Genomic DNA, 17,431 nt, shown 5'->3' with positions numbered 1-17,431 from the left:
CTATCGGGCGCGGTTCAGCGTCTGCAGGGCCGCCTTCAGCAGCTGCCCCACCTGCGGGGTGCCCTCGGTGGCCTCCGCCCGGGGCGCCACGGCGGACACGGCCTCGTCGGCCTCACGGGTCGCGTATCCGAGGCCGATCAGGGCGGCGTGCAGCTGGTCGCGCCAGCCGCTGGTGACCGGTGCGCCGACGGCGGGGGCGCCGAGCGGCTCGCCGAGACGGTCCTTGAGCTCGAGGAGCAGCTTCTGGGCGCCCTTCTTGCCGATGCCGGGTACCGCGGTCAGCGCCTTCTCGTCACCGGTGGCGACGGCTCTGCGCAGGGCGTCGGGGGTGTGCACGGCGAGCATCGCCTGGGCCAGCCGGGGGCCGACACCGCTGGCGGTCTGGAGCAGCTGGAAGACCTGGCGCTCGTCGTCGTCGGCGAAGCCGTACAGGGTCAGGGAGTCCTCACGGACGACGAGGGAGGTGGCGAGTTTCGCGGGCTTGCCGACGCGGAGCGTGGACAGGGTGTTCGGCGTGCACTGGACGGCCATGCCGACGCCGCCGACCTCGACCACCGCGGCGTCGGGGGCGAGGGCGGCGACCGTGCCGCTGACGAAGGCGATCATGCCGTACGGCCTTTCGATGCGTGCGGGGCTTGTGGTGCGCGGGGGGATTTCGAGGCGTGCAGGGCGACGGCCTGCTGGAGCCGGTTCTGCGCGGGGGCGCGCCAGATGTGGCAGATGGCGAGCGCGAGGGCGTCGGCGGCGTCGGCGGGCTTCGGCGGCGCGTCCAGCCGCAGCAGGCGGGTGACCATGGCACCGACCTGGGCCTTGTCGGCGCGGCCCGAGCCGGTGACGGCGGCCTTGACCTCGCTGGGCGTGTGCAGGGCGACGGGGATGCCGCGGCGGGAGGCGCACAGGATGGCGACGGCGCTGGCCTGGGCGGTGCCCATCACCGTACGCACGTTGTGCTGGCTGAAGACGCGCTCCACGGCGACGAGCTCGGGCCGGTACTCGTCCAGCCACTGTTCGAGGCCCTGCTCGACGGCGACGAGGCGGTGGCCGAGGTCGGCGTCCGCCGGCGTGCGGACGACGCCCACGCCGAGCATGGTGAGCGGCCGGCCGGCAACACCCTCCACGACGCCGACACCGCACCGGGTCAGTCCCGGGTCCACTCCCAGTACGCGCACGCGCCGGCTCCCCTCTGCGGCTGAACCGCCGCCGCTCCCGCGGACCTGGTCGATCGCCGCCGGGTTCCTCGATCGATGGTCGCGGCCCGGGGACGGTGATCTTTGACGTACGCCAGGCTAACGGCTGCCACTGACAGGCGCGGCGGGCCCGTGAGGGACATGCCCCCACGGGCCCGCCGGAATCGTCTGCACGCGGGCGGCGTTACGCGTCGACCTTCTCCATGATCTCGTCGCTCACGTCGAAGTTGGCGAAGACGTTCTGCACGTCGTCGCTGTCCTCCAGCGCGTCGATGAGCTTGAAGATCTTCTTGGCGCCCTCCTCGTCCAGCTCGACCTGCATGGTCGGGACGAAGTTGGCCTCGGCGGAGTCGTAGTCGATCCCGGCGTCCTGCAGAGCGGTGCGCACGGCGACCAGGTCGGTGGCCTCGCTGAGCACCTCGAAGTTCTCGCCGAGGTCGTTGACCTCCTCGGCACCCGCGTCCAGGACGGCGGTGAGGACGTCGTCCTCGGTCAGCTCGCCCTTGGGGACGATCACCACGCCCTTGCGGTTGAACAGGTAGGACACCGAACCCGGGTCGGCCATGGAGCCACCGTTGCGGGTCATCGCGACGCGCACGTCCGAGGCGGCGCGGTTGCGGTTGTCGGTGAGGCACTCGATGAGCACCGCGACACCGCTCGGACCGTAACCCTCGTACATGATCGTCTCGTATTCGGCGCCACCGGCCTCGAGACCGCCACCGCGCTTGATGGCGGAGTCGATGTTCTTGTTCGGCACCGACTGCTTCTTGGCCTTCTGAACGGCGTCGTAGAGGGTGGGGTTGCCCTCCAGGTCGACACCGCCCATACGCGCGGCGACCTCGATGTTCTTGATCAGCTTCGCGAAGAGCTTGCCGCGCTTGGCATCGATCACGGCCTTCTTGTGCTTCGTCGTGGCCCATTTAGAGTGGCCGGACATCTGCCTGTCTCCTTCGCGTAACCCATCTCTGCAACGAACGCAGGAATCCTACAAGGACTCGGCCGCCCGGCACGCGCGTACCAGGTCGACGAAGAGGCCGTGCACACGGTGGTCGCCGGTCAGTTCCGGGTGGAACGACGTGGCCAGCGCGTTGCCCTGGCGGACGGCGACGATGTGGCCGCCGTGCTCGGCGAGCACCTCGGCCCCGGCGCCGACGGACTCCACCCAGGGGGCGCGGATGAAGACGCCCTCCACGGGGTCGCCTTCGACGCCCTTGACGTCGACCGCGGCCTCGAAGGACTCGTTCTGCCGTCCGAAGGCGTTGCGGCGCACGATCATGTCGATGCCGCCGACGGTCTCCTGGCCCGAGCGCGGGTCGAGGATCTTGTCGGCCAGCATGATCATGCCGGCGCAGGTGCCGTAGACGGGCATGCCCTCGCGCACACGCGCGCGGAGGGGCTCCATCAGGCCGAAGAGAACCGCCAGCTTGGAGATCGTCGTGGACTCCCCGCCGGGGATGACCAGGCCGTCGACCTCGGCGAGTTCCTCGGGGCGCCTGACCGGCCTGGCCACGGCGTCGGCCGCGGCCAGGGCGACGAGGTGCTCCCGTACGTCGCCCTGGAGGGCCAGGACGCCTATGACGAGTGCGTCGCTCATGAGGGGGTTACCAGCCGCGGTTGGCGTAGCGCTCGGTCTCGGGGAGGGTGTCGCAGTTGATGCCGACCATGGCCTCGCCGAGGTTGCGGGACGCGTCCGCGATGATCTTCGGGTCGTCGTAGAAGGTGGTCGCCTTGACGATGGCGGCGGCGCGCTTGGCCGGGTCGCCGGACTTGAAGATGCCGGAGCCGACGAAGACGCCCTCGGCGCCGAGCTGGCGCATCAGCGCGGCGTCGGCCGGGGTGGCCACGCCACCGGCGGAGAAGAGGACCACGGGGAGCCTGCCCAGCTCGGCGACCTCCTTGACCAGCTCGTACGGGGCGCGCAGCTCCTTGGCGGCGGCGTACAGCTCGTTGTTGTCGTAGCCGCGCAGGCGGGCGATCTCGTTCTTGATCTGGCGCAGGTGGCGGACGGCCTCGACGACGTTGCCGGTGCCGGCCTCGCCCTTGGAGCGGATCATGGCCGCGCCCTCGGCGATACGGCGCAGGGCCTCGCCCAGGTTGGTGGCACCGCAGACGAACGGGGTGGTGAAGGCCCACTTGTCGGAGTGGTTGACCTCGTCGGCCGGGGTGAGGACCTCGGACTCGTCGATGTAGTCGACGCCGAGGGACTGCAGCACCTGGGCCTCGACGAAGTGGCCGATGCGGGACTTGGCCATCACGGGGATGGAGACCGCGCCGATGATGCCCTCGATCATGTCCGGGTCGGACATGCGGGCCACGCCGCCGTCCTTGCGGATGTCGGCCGGGACCCGCTCCAGGGCCATGACGGCGACGGCGCCCGCGTCCTCGGCGATCTTGGCCTGCTCCGGCGTGACGACGTCCATGATCACGCCGCCCTTGAGCTGCTCGGCCATGCCGCGCTTCACGCGGGCGGTGCCGGTCTCGGGACCCTGGTTTTCGGAGAGCGTGCTGGACACGAATGACCTCGCTGAGGGGAAGGAGGGGGTTTCTGCAGCACCGAGGAAACGTGAACGGACCAGTCCACAGCAAGGGCCAATGGGAAGCCGGTGGATCCTTTTCGGTCGACGGCGGTCCGGCCGTGCGGCCGGATCCCGCCGTTATGGGGCCCGCTCGATCAGGGCGGCCGGCGGCTCGTCGTCCATCTCGAAGGCCATCGGGAAGGGCGCGTGTCCGGCCAGCCGGAACCAGCGCACCTTGCGGTGCCGTCGCAGCGCCCGTGCCGCCCGTACGACATCGTTGTGGAAGCGGCGGGCCATCGGCACCCTGCGCACCGCCTCGGCGAGCTCCAGGGCCGCCTCCTCTCCCCCGGGTGCCTCCCTGACCGCGTCCACCTGCTGCGCGTCGCCGAACACCGCGCGCAGTGCCTGGCTGAGCTCGCTCTCGGCGACCTCGCGCTGCTCCTCGACCGCCTGCCGCGCGGCGTGCGCGGCCTCGTAGAGCACGATCGACGCGGCGGGGTCGAGCACGCCCGAGGTGGCCAGTTCCTGGGCCACGGAGGCACGGCGCAGCAGCTGGGCGTCGAGCGCGGCCCGTGCCGCGTCGATACGGGCGTGCAGCCGGTCCAGGCGTCCCGCCGTCCAGCTCAGATAGAGGCCGATGGCGACGAGGGCGACGAGGATCCAGATGAGGGTTGCGGTCACGGGCGGCAAGGCTACCGGGGGCGCCCTCCGGGGGCCGCGCCCCCGGACCCCCTCCCGGCCCGGACGGCCTCGTCCCCGGATTTCCCCGCTCCCGGCTTCGCTCGGGCGGGGGGACCCCCATGACGGGCCGGCTGTCCTGCGCTCAGTCCCGTGCCAGGCCCAGCCGGGCCCGCAGGCCCGTCGCGCGGTCGTCCGTCGCCACCGCCGCCGCGCCCGCCGTCACGGTCTCGTAGACCGACAGGATGTCCGCTCCGACCGTCGACCAGTCGAAGCGGCGGACGTGGGCGCTGCCGCGTTCGCGGAGCTCCGCGCGGCGCTCCGGGTCCTCCAGGAGCCGTACGGCCGTCCGGGCGAGCGCGTCCGCGTCCTCGTTGGCGAACAGTTCGCCCGCCGCTCCCCGGTCGAGGACCTGCGCGAACGCGTCCAGGTCGGAGGCGAGCACCGGCGCACCCGCCGACATCGCCTCGACCAGGATGATGCCGAAGCTCTCCCCGCCGGTGTTGGGCGCCACGTACAGGTCGACGCTGCGCAGGAGGCGGGCCTTGTCCTCGTCGCCGACCATGCCGAGGAACTCCACGCGCGGGCGCAGCTCCCTGGGCAGCGACTCGACCGCCTCCTTCTCGTCGCCGCGCCCGGCGACCAGCAGCCGTGTCTGCGGCCGGGCGGCGAGGATCTTCGGCAGGGCCTTCATCAGCACCGGCAGGCCCTTGCGGGGCTCGTCGATCCGGCCGACGAAGCCGATGGTGTCTCCCTGCCACTCCGGTCTGGGCTCGGCCTTGGCGAAGAATTCGACGTCGACGCCGTTCGGGATGACCACCGCGTCGCCGCCCAGGTGCTCGACGAGGGTGCGGCGGGCGTACTCGCTCACCGCGATCCGCGCGCTGATCTTCTCCAGGGCGGCCTGGAGGATCGCGTACGCGGCGATCATCGCGCGGGAGCGCGGGTTGGAGGTGTGGAAGGTGGCGACGATCGGCCCCTCGGCCGCCCAGCAGGTCAGCAGGCCGAGCGAGGGCGAGGTCGGCTCGTGGATGTGGACGACGTCGAAGGCGCCCTCGTGCAGCCAGCGCCGTACCCGCGCGGCGGACAGGAAGCCGAAGTTGAGCCGGGCCACCGACCCGTTGTACGGCACCGGCACCGCGCGGCCCGCCGAGACGACGTACGGCGGCAGCGGGGTGTCGTCGTCGGCCGGGGCGAGGACGGACACCTCGTGGCCGAGCCGGATGAAGTACTCGGCCAGGTCACGGATGTGGAACTGGACGCCTCCCGGCACGTCCCAGGAGTACGGGCAGACGATGCCGATCCTCACGGAGTTCCCTTCCGGTCCTGCTCGGGGGCCGTCGCGGGGTCCCGCGCGGGGTCGAGGTCCCTCAGCCACAAGCGCTGCAGCATGTGCCAGTCCTCCGGATGGTCGGCGATCCCCGTGGCGAAGGCGTCGGCCAGCGCCTGTGTCATGGCAGACGTCTTCTCGGGGCGCGTACCTGACCCGGGGACCTCGACCGGCGGATGGACCCGGCCCCGCATCACCGGCGAGTCGTCGTACCAGAGGGTCACCGGCAGCAGCCGGGCCCCGGTCTGCTGGGCGAGCAGGGCGGGTCCGGCCGGCATCCGGGCGGTCTCGCCGAAGAAGTCGACCTCGGCACCGGAGGCGGACAGGTCGCGGTCGGCGACCAGACAGACCAGTCCGCCGTCGCGCAGCCGCCGGGCCAGGGTGCCGAAGGCGGAGCCGCCGCTGTGCGGCAGCACCTCCATGCCGAGGCCCTCGCGGTAGGCGACGAAACGGTCGTACAGCGTCTCCGGCTTCAGCCGCTCGGCGACGGTGGTGAACGGTATGCCGAGCTTCGTGGTGACCCAGGCTCCGGCGAGGTCCCAGTTGGCGAGGTGCGGCAGCGCGACCACGACGCCCCTGCCGGCCGCCATGCCGTCGGTCAGGTGGTGGAGGTCCTTGACGTCGACGCCGGCCGCGACGCGCTCGGCGCTCCAGGCGGGCAGCCGGAAGGACTCCATCCAGTAACGCAGATACGACCGCATCCCCGCGCGGGAGAGTTCGGCCAGCCGCTCCGGTCCCGCGTCCGGCACGACGCGCGCGTAGTTGCTCTCCAGCCGGAGCACGCCCTTGCCGCGCCGCTTCCACGCGAGGTCGGCGACGGTCCTCCCCAGGCGCACGGCGACGGGCTCGGGGAGTTTCTTGACGGTACCCCAGCCGACGCCGTACAGGGCGTCGGCCAGCCGCTCCGGGGCGCTCACTTCGCGGCCTCGCTCCCCTGGGCCTCCTGCCGCTCCGCGGCCTCCGCCTCGGCGGACTCGCGGCGCACGGTGACCACCCGCTGGATCAGCGTGACCAGGCTGCCGACGGCGACGATCCACAGGGCGACCGGCAGCAGGTACTGGATGCCGGGCACGCCGAACGCGTGCAGGCCCGCCAGACCGGCCGCGACCAGCGAGACCACCAGCCGTTCGGCCCGCTCGACCAGCCCGTTGACGGCGACCGGCAGGCCGATCGACTCGCCGCGCGCCTTGGTGTACGACACCACCTGGCCGCTGGCCAGGCAGAAGATCGACACCGCGCACAGGGCGATGTTGTCGCCGTCCCCGGCGTACCAGAGGGCGAAGCCGCCGAAGACCGCTCCGTCGGCGACCCGGTCCAGGGTGGAGTCCAGGAAGGCCCCCCAGCGGCTGGAGCGGCCCAGCTGGCGGGCCATGTTGCCGTCGACGAGGTCGGAGAACACGAACAGCGTGATCACGACCGTGCCCCAGAAGAACTCGCCCATGGGGTAGAAGACCAGCGCGCCCGCGACCACACCGGCGGTGCCGATGAGTGTGACCGTGTCCGGGCTGACCCCCCGCCGGATGAGAAACGCGGCGAACGGTGTGAGGACACGCGTGAAAAATGCACGCGCGTACTTGTTCAGCATGGCCTTCCCGACGGTCGGTGGGGCCGCGTGGCCCCTGCTGGCCACCCGGCGGGCCCAATCGTAGCCACGCCCGCGCGGGGGCGACGGCGGGGCACCCGTACGCCCACGCGCGGGCGGGGGTGGGGCCTGTCCGGCGGACCGTGCCGCGGACACGGGACCCGGCCCGCGCTCCCCCGCCGCCTGAAGGGCGTGGGCGGTGCCCCGGCCGCGTTGCCGCCGCTCCCCGGCTCCCCCACGCTCACGCGAGGGCACCCCCTCGTCCCCGCTCACCCGGGCCGCGGGGCGCCGCCGGTTCCCTCCGGCTCGGCCCGCCGGCCGGGGCCGGTCCGGCGGCGCGGTCCGGACCGCCGTGAGCAGGGCCGGACGCCGGGATCACGTCCTTCGTATGGACGCACCGTGACGGGAGTGGAAAGCTCGAAGGACCGCGGGCGTCGCCGGAGCCGCACCGCACGCGGATTCCGCGGGTCCGCGCCCACAGTGACCTCACCGTGCACGGGAGGCAGGACCATGGGCGACAAGGCGCACACACACCCCGGAGCCGCCGGCAGGGCGCAGGCGGCCGACCACCCCACGTCCGTACGGAATGTGGTGCTGGTCGGCCACTCCGGATCGGGCAAGACGACTCTGGTGGAGGCTCTCGCGCTGACCGCGGGGGCGGTGAACCGGGCGGGCCGCGTGGAGGACGGCGGCACCGTCTCCGACTACGACGACATCGAGCACCGGCAGCAGCGCTCCGTACAGCTCTCCCTGGTGCCCCTCGAATGGGACGGCATCAAGGTCAATCTTCTGGACACCCCCGGATACGCCGACTTCGTCGGGGAACTCAGGGCCGGTCTGCGGGCGGCGGACGCGGCCCTCTTCGTCGTCTCGGCCTCGGACGGCGTGGACGGCTCGACCCGCATGGTGTGGGACGAGTGCGCGGCGGTCGGCATGCCGCGCGCCATCGTCGTCACGCACCTGGAGGCGGCCCGCGCGGACTTCGAGGGGATGACCCGCGTCTGCGCGGAGACGTTCGGCGGCGACGACCCCGACGCCGTCCTGCCGCTGTACCTGCCTCTGCACGGTCCGGAGGGACCCGACGGGCACGCGCCCGTGACGGGTCTGACCGGACTGCTGTCGCAGAAGCTGTTCGACTACTCCACGGGCGAGCGCAAGGAGTCCGAGCCCGGCGAGGACCAGCTGCCGCTGATCGAGGAGGCCCGCGGCCGGCTCATCGAGGGGATCATCGCCGAGAGCGAGGACGAGACCCTCATGGACCGCTATCTCGGCGGCGAGCAGGTCGACGTCGGGACGCTCGTCGAGGACCTGGAGCGGGCGGTCGCGCGCGGGGCGTTCTTCCCCGTCCTGGCCGCCGCGCCCGCCGCCGACGGCGCACGCCAGGGACTCGGCACGGTCGAACTGCTGGAGCTGATCACCGGCGGCTTCCCGACCCCGCTGGAGCACGGCACCCCGAGCGTGACCACCGTCGACGGCAGGCCGCGCGAGCTGAAACCGTGCGACCCGGACGCCCCGCTGGTCGCGGAGGTCGTGAAGACCTCCTCCGACCCGTACGTCGGCAGGCTCTCCCTGATCCGGCTCTTCTCCGGCACCCTGCGCGCCGACCAGACCGTGCACGTCTCCGGACACGGACTCGCCGACCGCGGCCACGAGGACCACGACGTCGACGAGCGGATCGGCGCCCTGTCCACGCCGTTCGGCAAACAGCAGCGGCCCGTCTCCCACGTCATCGCGGGCGACCTCGCGTGCGTGGCGAAGCTCAGCCGCGCGGAGACCGGGGATACCCTGTCCGCCAAGGACGACCCGCTGCTCATGGAGCCGTGGGACATGCCCGATCCCCTGCTGCCGCTGGCCATCCAGGCGCACAGCAAACCCGACGAGGACAAGCTCTCGCAGGGTCTGTCCCGGCTCGTGGCCGAGGATCCGACGATGCGGCTGGAACAGAACCAGGACACCCACCAGGTGGTGCTGTGGTGCCTGGGCGAGGCGCACGCGGACGTGGCCCTGGAACGCCTGCGCAGCCGCTACGGCGTCCGGGTCGACGTCGTGCCCCACCGCGTGTCGCTCAGGGAGACCTTCGGCGGCAAGGCCGCCGGACGCGGCCGGCACGTCAAACAGTCCGGCGGGCACGGACAGTTCGCCATCTGTGAGATCGAGGTGGAGCCGCTGCCGAACGGCTCGGGCATCGAGTTCGTGGACAAGGTGGTCGGCGGCGCGGTGCCGCGCCAGTTCATCCCCTCCGTCGAGAAGGGCGTACGGGCCCAGGCCGTCAAGGGGGTCGCCGCGGGGCATCCGCTCATCGACGTGCGGGTGACCCTGCTGGACGGCAAGGCGCACTCCGTGGACTCCTCCGACGCCGCGTTCCAGACGGCCGGCGCGCTGGCCCTGCGGGAGGCGGCCTCGGACGCGAGGATCCATCTGCTGGAGCCGGTGGCCGAGGTGAGCGTCCTGATCGGCGACGACTACGTCGGCCCCGTGATGAGCGACCTGTCCGGCCGGCGCGGCCGGGTGCTCGGCACCGAGCAGTCGCCCGACGGACGCACCCTCATCAAGGCCGAGGTCCCGGAGATCGAGATCGGCCGGTACGCCGTCGACCTGCGCTCCCTCTCGCACGGCACCGCCCGCTTCAGCCGGCGCTACGCGCGGCACGAACCCATGCCGCCGCAAGTGGCGGAACGGGTCAAGGAAGAGTCGCGTACCGCCTCGTAGTCGGCTCCGGGCGCCCCCGGCGAGAACCGGCGGGCGCCCGCGTACGCGCCTCGCACCGGGGCGACTTCGGAATGCTTCACTCCGTAGCGGCGGACGGCTTCGGCCGTCCGCCGACGGACGACAGTGGGTACGGATACGCTGAAGACCTGATCAACAGGTGTGCGCAGCAGGGAAGTCGGGAAGGCCGCAAGACGACAGTCGCGGCGATCGGGGGCGGGAATGACCGTTGAGAGCGGTTACGCGGACTTCTTCGGTCCGCAGGTGCCGCGCACAGGCGACGAGGGGCAGACGCCGACGTTCGCGCTGGCCTCGGCGGCCTATCGGGACAACGAGGCCGAGGAGATACTCAAGGCCAACAACGAGTGGCACAAGTCGGCCGTCGGCAAGCCCAGGGTGAAGCTGTTCCGGCCGAATCTGGGCGAGGCGTTCTCCAGGGCGGTCATCGACCGGATGCTGGGCTCCGGCCGCGCGCCGCTCATCCAGTCCTTCGGCACCCAGCCCCAGGTGGTGGTCGAGCACTCGCTGGCGGCGCACCGCATCCGCCGCGAGCGGGACAACTGGCTGAGCGCCGTCATGGTCCTGTGCGGGCTGCTCTTCCTGCCCGGTCTGCTCGTGTGGCTGCTGGTCTTCCAGATCCGTACGACGATGTCCAGGCGCGAGGACAGACGGGCGGGCGCGCTGGCCACCACCCTGCTGGTCGCGGTGGGCGCCCTCGCCGTGCTGTTCCTGCTCCGCATGCCGTTCGACGGGTTCTGGGGCTGGTACGCGCGCGCGTCGGTGGTCGCCCCGGTGCTGGGCTGGTTCTGGGCCAAGCGGATCTGCGAGCGCACGGCGAGGGACCTGCGTGAGCGCTGGGACAGCCTGCTCTCCGGCAGCAGCGTCGGCGCCAAGGTGCCCGAGGCGGTGCCGAGCAGTCCCGGCGAGACGGCGGCCGAGCAACTGCGCCAGTCCCTGGCCCGGCTCAGCGCCGAACAGCAGTCCAACTCGGTCTTCTACGCCGGGCCCAAGGGCATACTCGGCATGGGCACCCGCTGGGGCAGCTGGCAGCTCGCCGAGGAACTGGTGCCCGTCGACCCGGACCGGGAGATCAACCCGTTCCGCAGCTGGGACGTCATCAGGTCCATCCACGACCGGCTGCGGATGCTGGAGCGCGGACCGCTGCACACCGGCGGCTTCCCCAAGCCGTCGGTACGGCACTGGATCGTCACGCCGATCGGGGAGAACGCCACGGCGGTGTCCCGGCCGGAGGGCACGGACGTCGAGGCGTACCAGATCAAGTCGCACGCCATACAGGACATCTGCAACAAGCAGCAGTTCGGCGCGGGCGACCGGCACTACCTGGGCGTGCAGTGGACGCTGTGGGACGGCCAGTTGGTGATCACCATGCTGATCACCGTGACCGTGCTGCACGAGACGCTGCGCATCGAGGTCACCGGGCACGCGCTGGGGCCGGTGCACTCGCTGTTCACCAGCAAGCCTGCGGCCAAGGAGAAGGAGGTCCAGAAGTCGATCAGGTTCTGGGAGACCCGGAAGGTGAAGCTCCCGCTGGTCGACTCGGACGAGGTGGTACGCCTGGCCGCCCGGGCGCCGCTGACCTGGTACCCGCCGCTGCTGTACTGGCTGGGCGGCAAGCTGAGCCTGCCGGAGCCGTTCGGTCTGCGGCACGCGTGGGCGGACAAGCCGTGGCGGCACCGGTTCATGGCGGACGACGCGTTGCGGGCGGCCGCGCCCGTGCTGCGGGTGGTGCACTCGGCGGCCATCAAGGTGCTGGAGGAGAACGGGGTGGACACGGAGAAGTTCGGGTCGCGGTCGTCGTTCCTCAGCACGGCGGTGCAGGACGCTTCGCCGCGCAAGGCGGACGTGTACGACGCGTAGGGGCTGGGCGGGGGTGGGTTTGCTCACCCCCGCTTGCGGGGTGCCTCCCGGGCCCTTCAGGCACTGAGGGAGGCACGACTGCCCGCCGCTACGTGGGCCAGGCCTCCGCCAGCATCTTCCTCGTGTCCGCCAGCAGCTGCGGCAGTACCTTCGTGTGGCCGACCACCGGCATGAAGTTCGTGTCGCCGCCCCAGCGCGGCACGACGTGCTGGTGCAGGTGCGCGGCGATGCCCGCGCCCGCGACCGTGCCCTGGTTCATGCCGATGTTGAAGCCGTGCGCGCCCGACGCCGTACGCAGCGCCGTCATCGCCTGCTTGGTGAGCTCGGCGAGCTCCGCCGTCTCCGCCACGGTGAGGTCCGTGTAGTCGGCCACATGCCGGTACGGCACGGTCATCAGATGGCCGCCCGTGTACGGGTAGAGGTTGAGCACCGCGTAGACCCGCTCGCCGCGCCGCAGGACCAGCCCGTCCTCGTCGGACTTGGCCGGGATGGAGCAGAAGGGACAGCCGTCGTCGGCGCCCGGGCCGCTCGGCTTGTTCTCACCCTGGATGTACGCCATCCGGTGGGGCGTCCACAGACGCTGGAACGCGTCCTGCGTGCCCACTCCCCACTGCTGCTCCGGCTCACTCGTCATGCGTGCAGCATATGGCGTCACCCCAGGGCCGTGGAGAAGGCCCCCGGGATCGCTCCCGGGGGCCTCGGGGTCATCCGCGCGGTCAGACCTGCGTCCGCTCCTCGACGACCTTCGCGATCTTCGCGATGGCCTCGTCGACGGGAATGCCGTTCTCCTGGGATCCGTCGCGGTAGCGGAAGGAGACGGCGCCGTTCGCCATGTCCTCGTCGCCCGCGATGACCATGAAGGGCACCTTCTGCTTCTGGGCGTTGCGGATCTTCTTCTGCATGCGGTCCGAGGAGGAGTCGACCTCGACGCGCAGCCCCTGCTTGCGGGCCGCGTCCGCGAACTTCTCCAGGTACTCGACGTGCGCGTCACCGATCGGGATGCCGATCGCCTGGACCGGGGCGAGCCACGCCGGGAACGCGCCCGCGTAGTGCTCCAGGAGCACCGCGAAGAACCGCTCGATCGAGCCGAAGAGCGCGCGGTGGATCATGACCGGGCGGGTCTTGGAACCGTCCGCGCCGGTGTACTCCAGGTCGAAGCGCTCCGGCAGGTTGAAGTCGAGCTGGATGGTCGACATCTGCCAGGTGCGGCCGATCGCGTCCTTGGTCTGGACGGAGATCTTCGGGCCGTAGAAGGCGGCGCCGCCCGGGTCCGGGACCAGGGGCAGGCCCTGCTTCTCGGCGACCTGGCGCAGCGTCTCGGTGGCCTCCTCCCATGCCTCGTCGGAGCCGACGAACTTCTCCGGGTCCTTGGTGGACAGCTCCAGGTAGAAGTCGGTCAGGCCGTAGTCGCGCAGCAGGTTCAGCACGAAGGTGAGCGTCTTGTCGAGCTCCTCCGACATCTGCTCGCGGGTGCAGTAGATGTGCGCGTCGTCCTGGGTGAAGCCGCGGGCCCGGGTCAGACCGTGCACGACGCCCGACTTCTCGTACCGGTACACGGTGCCGAACTCGAACAGGCGCAGCGGCAGTTCGCGGTAGGACCGGCCGCGCGCGTCGAAGATCAGGTTGTGCATCGGGCAGTTCATGGGCTTGAGGTAGTAGTCCACGCCCTCGTCGAGCTGCATGGGCGGGTACATGCCGTCGGCGTACCAGTCCAGGTGGCCCGAGGTCTCGAAGAGCTTCCCCTTCGTCGCGTGCGGGGTGTAGACGAACTCGTAGCCCTCCTCCTCGTGGCGGCGCCGCGAGTAGTCCTCCATGACCCGGCGGACGACGCCGCCCTTGGGGTGGAAGACGGCGAGGCCGGAGCCGATCTGCTCCGGGATGGAGAACAGGTCCAGCTCGGAACCCAGCTTGCGGTGGTCGCGCTTCTCGGCCTCGGCGAGGAACTCCAGGTGCGCCTTCAGCTCGTCCTTGGACGGCCAGGCGGTGCCGTAGATGCGCTGGAGCATCGGGTTCTTCTCGCTGCCTCGCCAGTAGGCGGCGGCGTTGCGCATCAGCTTGAAGGCCGGGATGTTCCGGGTGGTGGGCAGGTGGGGACCGCGGCAGAGGTCCTTCCAGCACAGCTCGCCGGTCTTGGCGTCCAGGTTGTCGTAGATCGTCAGCTCGCCGGCGCCGACCTCGACGTCCGCGCCGTCGTCGTGCGAGGCGGAGCCCTTGAGGCCGATCAGCTCCAGCTTGTACGGCTCGTCGGCGAGTTCCTCGCGCGCCGCCTCGTCGGTGACGACGCGGCGGGAGAACCGCTGGCCGCGCTTCTGGATCTCCTGCATCTTCTTCTCGATGGCCTTGAGGTCATCGGGGTGGAAGGGCTTCTCGACGTCGAAGTCGTAGTAGAAGCCGTCCTTGACGGGCGGGCCGATGCCCAGCTTGGCCTCGGGGAACAGCTCCTGCACGGCCTGGGCCATGACGTGCGCGGTGGAGTGGCGCAGGATGGCGAGGCCGTCCTCGGAGGAGATCTCCACGCCCTCGACGGTCTCGCCGTCCTTGACCTCGTGGGCGAGGTCCTTGAGCTCACCGGCCACGCGCGCGGCGATGACCGAGCGCTCGCCGGCGAAGAGCTCGGCGGCCGTAGTGCCCGTCGTCACCACGCGTTCTTCCCGCTCGGAATCGCGTTGGATGATCACACGGACGTCTGACACCGGTCTCTCCTGACTGAAGGCTGTGGTCGCGGCGCCATACCGGAGCGCACGCATGGGTGCGATCGTACCGACCCGGACCCGCCGACCGCGAAATCATTCCTCGCGGTCCGGCCCGCAGGCCTCCTCGAAGAAGGCCGCGGTCTCCGCGTTCGCCTGGAGCGCCTTCATCAGCCGGTCCCGCTCGGCCTCGTCGACCTGCACCGGTGCCAGCTCGCCGACGTCGGTGAGCCGGCGGAAGCCGCCCCGGCTCTCCAGCCGCCCGCGCACCCGCACCGGCAGTCCGACGAGGTGCGCGTGTCCGGCGATGCGGTAGTCCTCCTCGCCGAGCGTGATCCGGACGTGGCCGACCTCGGCCCCGGCGAGCACGCGCAGCCGGACCACGCCCTCGCCGCGCTGCCCCGACCTGTGCATCCGTACCACCGCGCCGGTGATCCGCACCGCGACGGACGGCTCCGCGCGCCGGTAGCGCAGGCCGGCCTCGATCAGCACGGGCAGGTCGCCGGGCGAGAACTCGACGGGTTCGGCGAAGGCCGCGCAGCCCTCGGGCACACCGGCCGCCGGGGCCCAGGCCACGGCGATCCGGGCGCCCTCCGCGCCCCGGACCAGGGCGACGAGGGCCTCGGTGAGTTCATGGCTGACGCCGGCCGTGACCGCGGTGTCGAAGGCGTCCATGCCGCCGGTGGCGCGGCGGTAGTCGATGGCCTCGCGGGTGGCGTACAGGGCGTGGTGGAGGCGTACGGCGAGGGCGCGGCCGGTGGTGACGGGGGCGAACGCGGTCAGCCGGCGTCCGCCGGGTGCGGGTCCGACGAGGACGGTGTCCAGTGCGGCGGCGGCCGGGCGGCGGTGCCGGGCGCCGTGGAAGCCGGCTCGCGCGCGGGTGGCGAGTGCGGCGGCGAGGAGGGTCCGGCGGGCGGCGGAGCGCAGCTGCTCCTCCGTGGTCCAGGCGGTGGCGCCGCCGGGTCCTGCCGGTATGTCGCGCCACCAGTGGATCTCGTCGCTGGGCACGGCGAGGGCGAGCAGAATTTCCCGGGCGGAGGGCGTGGCGCTGCGGGACAGGGCGAGCAGCGCCTCGGTGAGCAGGTCCTCGCTGTCGGGGAGGGCGCGGCCGGCCGGCACCAGCAGGCTGGTGCCGGTGCCCGGTCCGGGCGGGGTCCAGCGGCCGTAGCGTCCGGCGGCGCCGCCGCGCCGCTGCCAGCCGTGCCGGTGCAGGAGGGCGGTGAGCACGGCGGGGTCGACGTCGGCGGGCTCGGGCGGCCGGCCGTCGTGGGCGGCGTCGGCGGGATGCGGGCGTACGGGCCTCAAGGGTTCCCCGGTCGGGCGGTGCGTCACGGTTTTCCTCCCGTCCCGACCCGCGTCATGATCTCGCACAGCGCCCGGTCGTCGAAGATGCGTGAGGTGGGGATCCGTACGGTGGTGCGGTGCCGGCCGGTGACCGGGTGTCCGGCGAGGTTGGTCCAGTAGCAGCAGTGCCGCAGGTCGAGCCGGTCGTGACCGGCGCGCAGCCAGTCGTCCTGGACGCGCGGCACGATCATCACGACCAGGATCTTGTGCACCGAGACCGGGGTGCGGGCGAGCTTCTCCAGGTGCGCGTTGTCCAGCGTGAAGGAGAAGGAGCGGCCCGGCGGGTTCGGGGGGAGCTGGTAGGTCGCCTTGAGCTGCACCTTGATCGTGACCTCGTCGTCGACTGTGTGACCGGCCGCGCTGTGGCTGACGTGCCAGTCGATGCCGTTGTCCGGGAAGGGCTGGGACAGCGAGCAGCCCGCGGCGGCCGCGACGGCGTGCAGATAGCCGACCTGCAGTGTCTCCATGCAGGCGGTGGTGGCGAGAGTGCCGCGAGTGGGTGGCGTGTGCTCGGGCAGCAGCCCGCCCCGTTCGGGCTGCGCGATGGCCATGACCAACAGCCTTCCGGAACAAGGGTTTCCCTGCTGAGGGTCGCTGAACTGCAAAGACCCGTACTCCTGTTGTCTCCTTCCGGCGTATGGCGCAAACAGCCCGGGTATCACCGTTTCGGGCAGCGGACGGTGCGTCGACTGCCGATGGTGCGTGAGGGGTTGGTGGGTATGACGTGCTGGTACGAGGGGCCGCTGGCCGCTTTCGACACGGAGACGACGGGGGTGGACGTCGAGACCGACCGGATCGTGTCGGCCGCCCTCGTCGTGCAGGACGCGCCGGGCGCCCGGCCGCGGGTGACCTGCTGGCTGGTGAATCCGGGGGTGCCGGTGCCGGCCGCGGCGACGGAGGTGCACGGGCTGACGGAGGAGCATCTGCAGCGCAACGGCCGTTGGCCGGCACCGGTGATGTACGAGGTGGCGGAGGCGCTGGCGGAGCAGGCCAGGGTGGGCCGGCCGCTGGTGGTGATGAACGCGCCGTTCGATCTGACGCTTCTGGACCGGGAGTTGCGCCGTCATCGCGCGTCGTCGCTGGACCGCCGGATGGAGCGGACGCCGCTACTGGTGCTGGACCCGTGGGTGCTGGACAAGCATCTGGACCGCTATCGCAAGGGCCGGCGCACGCTGACCGATCTGTGCGCGCACTACGGCGTCACCCTGGAGGGGGCGCACGACGCGGCGGCGGACGCGGTGGCCGCGCTGGAGGTGACCCGGGCGGTGGGCAGGCGTTTCGCGTCCCGGCTGGAGCGGCTGTCCCCCGGTGAGCTGCACTCCCTGCAGGCGGTGTGGCACGCGGCGCAGGCGCGGGGTCTGCAGGCGTGGTTCGCGCGCACGGGCGCGGACGAGGTGGTGGACCCGGCCTGGCCGCTGCGTCCGGATCTGCCGGCGGCGGCGTGAGCCTTCGGGCCGACGGGTGCGCACCGCGGGGAGCGCCGGGGAGAGGTGGTCGCCGCGCACGGCGAGGACGTACGG

The 17,431-nt window shown here is 71.8% G+C and carries 16 protein-coding genes; 3 read left to right on the top strand and 13 right to left on the bottom strand.

The features are described 5' to 3' along the window. The 9 genes from ruvA to pgsA all read right to left on the bottom strand — a co-directional run bounded on the left by ruvA (position 1) and on the right by pgsA (position 7,296). A complete protein-coding gene (gene ruvA, locus ACH4VX_RS22240; RefSeq protein ID WP_398369387.1) occupies positions 1 to 606 on the bottom strand; it encodes a Holliday junction branch migration protein RuvA in 606 nt (201 codons plus the stop codon). Beyond that, positions 603 to 1,169 (bottom strand): crossover junction endodeoxyribonuclease RuvC, encoded by a 567-nt coding sequence (gene ruvC / locus ACH4VX_RS22235; RefSeq protein WP_398369386.1) that lies wholly within the window; start codon positions 1,167 to 1,169, stop codon positions 603 to 605. The genes ruvA and ruvC overlap by 4 nt, the downstream gene beginning before the upstream one ends. Positions 1,170 to 1,371: 202 nt before the next feature. Further along, positions 1,372 to 2,124, bottom strand: coding sequence for a YebC/PmpR family DNA-binding transcriptional regulator (locus ACH4VX_RS22230; protein WP_398369384.1), 753 nt, complete (start codon positions 2,122 to 2,124; stop codon positions 1,372 to 1,374). Positions 2,125 to 2,172: 48 nt separating this feature from the next. After that, positions 2,173 to 2,781, bottom strand: coding sequence for a pyridoxal 5'-phosphate synthase glutaminase subunit PdxT (pdxT, locus tag ACH4VX_RS22225; RefSeq protein WP_398369382.1), 609 nt, complete (start codon positions 2,779 to 2,781; stop codon positions 2,173 to 2,175). Between the two features lie 7 nt (positions 2,782 to 2,788). Continuing rightward, the gene (gene pdxS / locus ACH4VX_RS22220) at positions 2,789 to 3,700 is read right to left on the bottom strand and encodes a pyridoxal 5'-phosphate synthase lyase subunit PdxS (protein ID WP_398369381.1); all 912 of its coding nucleotides are present in this window, start codon (positions 3,698 to 3,700) and stop codon (positions 2,789 to 2,791) included. Between the two features lie 141 nt (positions 3,701 to 3,841). Next, positions 3,842 to 4,384 carry a hypothetical protein gene (locus tag ACH4VX_RS22215; protein ID WP_398369379.1) on the bottom strand — a complete coding sequence of 181 codons (543 nt, stop codon included), beginning with the start codon at positions 4,382 to 4,384 and terminating at the stop codon, positions 3,842 to 3,844. A gap of 142 nt (positions 4,385 to 4,526) precedes the next feature. Next, positions 4,527 to 5,690 carry a glycosyltransferase family 4 protein gene (locus ACH4VX_RS22210; RefSeq protein WP_398369377.1) on the bottom strand — a complete coding sequence of 388 codons (1,164 nt, stop codon included), beginning with the start codon at positions 5,688 to 5,690 and terminating at the stop codon, positions 4,527 to 4,529. Beyond that, positions 5,687 to 6,628, bottom strand: a complete 942-nt coding sequence (locus ACH4VX_RS22205; protein ID WP_398369376.1) for a phosphatidylinositol mannoside acyltransferase — start codon at positions 6,626 to 6,628, stop codon at positions 5,687 to 5,689. Before ACH4VX_RS22205 ends, ACH4VX_RS22210 begins: the two co-directional genes overlap by 4 nt. Next, positions 6,625 to 7,296: a phosphatidylinositol phosphate synthase gene (pgsA, locus tag ACH4VX_RS22200; RefSeq protein WP_398369374.1), complete on the bottom strand. Its 672-nt coding sequence runs from the start codon at positions 7,294 to 7,296 to the stop codon at positions 6,625 to 6,627. The genes ACH4VX_RS22205 and pgsA overlap by 4 nt, the downstream gene beginning before the upstream one ends. Before the next feature lie 507 nt (positions 7,297 to 7,803). Here pgsA and ACH4VX_RS22195 point away from each other — a divergent pair. Further along, the gene (locus ACH4VX_RS22195; RefSeq protein WP_398369373.1) at positions 7,804 to 10,002 is read left to right on the top strand and encodes an elongation factor G-like protein EF-G2; all 2,199 of its coding nucleotides are present in this window, start codon (positions 7,804 to 7,806) and stop codon (positions 10,000 to 10,002) included. Positions 10,003 to 10,221: 219 nt separating this feature from the next. Beyond that, positions 10,222 to 11,877 carry a hypothetical protein gene (locus ACH4VX_RS22190; protein WP_398369371.1) on the top strand — a complete coding sequence of 552 codons (1,656 nt, stop codon included), beginning with the start codon at positions 10,222 to 10,224 and terminating at the stop codon, positions 11,875 to 11,877. A gap of 88 nt (positions 11,878 to 11,965) precedes the next feature. Here ACH4VX_RS22190 and ACH4VX_RS22185 read toward each other — a convergent pair whose 3' ends face one another. The 4 genes from ACH4VX_RS22185 to ACH4VX_RS22170 form a co-directional block, all read right to left on the bottom strand. Further along, on the bottom strand, positions 11,966 to 12,511 hold the full coding sequence (locus ACH4VX_RS22185) for an HIT family protein (RefSeq protein WP_398369370.1): 546 nt from the start codon (positions 12,509 to 12,511) through the stop codon (positions 11,966 to 11,968). A gap of 82 nt (positions 12,512 to 12,593) precedes the next feature. Continuing rightward, positions 12,594 to 14,570 carry a threonine--tRNA ligase gene (gene thrS, locus ACH4VX_RS22180; protein WP_398369369.1) on the bottom strand — a complete coding sequence of 659 codons (1,977 nt, stop codon included), beginning with the start codon at positions 14,568 to 14,570 and terminating at the stop codon, positions 12,594 to 12,596. A gap of 93 nt (positions 14,571 to 14,663) precedes the next feature. Then, positions 14,664 to 15,899 (bottom strand): hypothetical protein, encoded by a 1,236-nt coding sequence (locus ACH4VX_RS22175; protein WP_398369367.1) that lies wholly within the window; start codon positions 15,897 to 15,899, stop codon positions 14,664 to 14,666. Beyond that, positions 15,896 to 16,462 (bottom strand): DUF4365 domain-containing protein, encoded by a 567-nt coding sequence (locus ACH4VX_RS22170; RefSeq protein ID WP_398369365.1) that lies wholly within the window; start codon positions 16,460 to 16,462, stop codon positions 15,896 to 15,898. Before ACH4VX_RS22170 ends, ACH4VX_RS22175 begins: the two co-directional genes overlap by 4 nt. A gap of 168 nt (positions 16,463 to 16,630) precedes the next feature. Here ACH4VX_RS22170 and ACH4VX_RS22165 point away from each other — a divergent pair, with 168 nt between their 5' ends. Beyond that, positions 16,631 to 17,356, top strand: a complete 726-nt coding sequence (locus tag ACH4VX_RS22165) for a 3'-5' exonuclease (protein ID WP_398369364.1) — start codon at positions 16,631 to 16,633, stop codon at positions 17,354 to 17,356. Positions 17,357 to 17,431: the final 75 nt, after the last annotated feature.

The sequence above is a fragment of the Streptomyces sp. NPDC020731 genome, assembly GCF_044334705.1.
Classification (GTDB): domain Bacteria; phylum Actinomycetota; class Actinomycetes; order Streptomycetales; family Streptomycetaceae; genus Streptomyces.
This window is presented reverse-complemented; position numbering and strand designations above follow the sequence as displayed.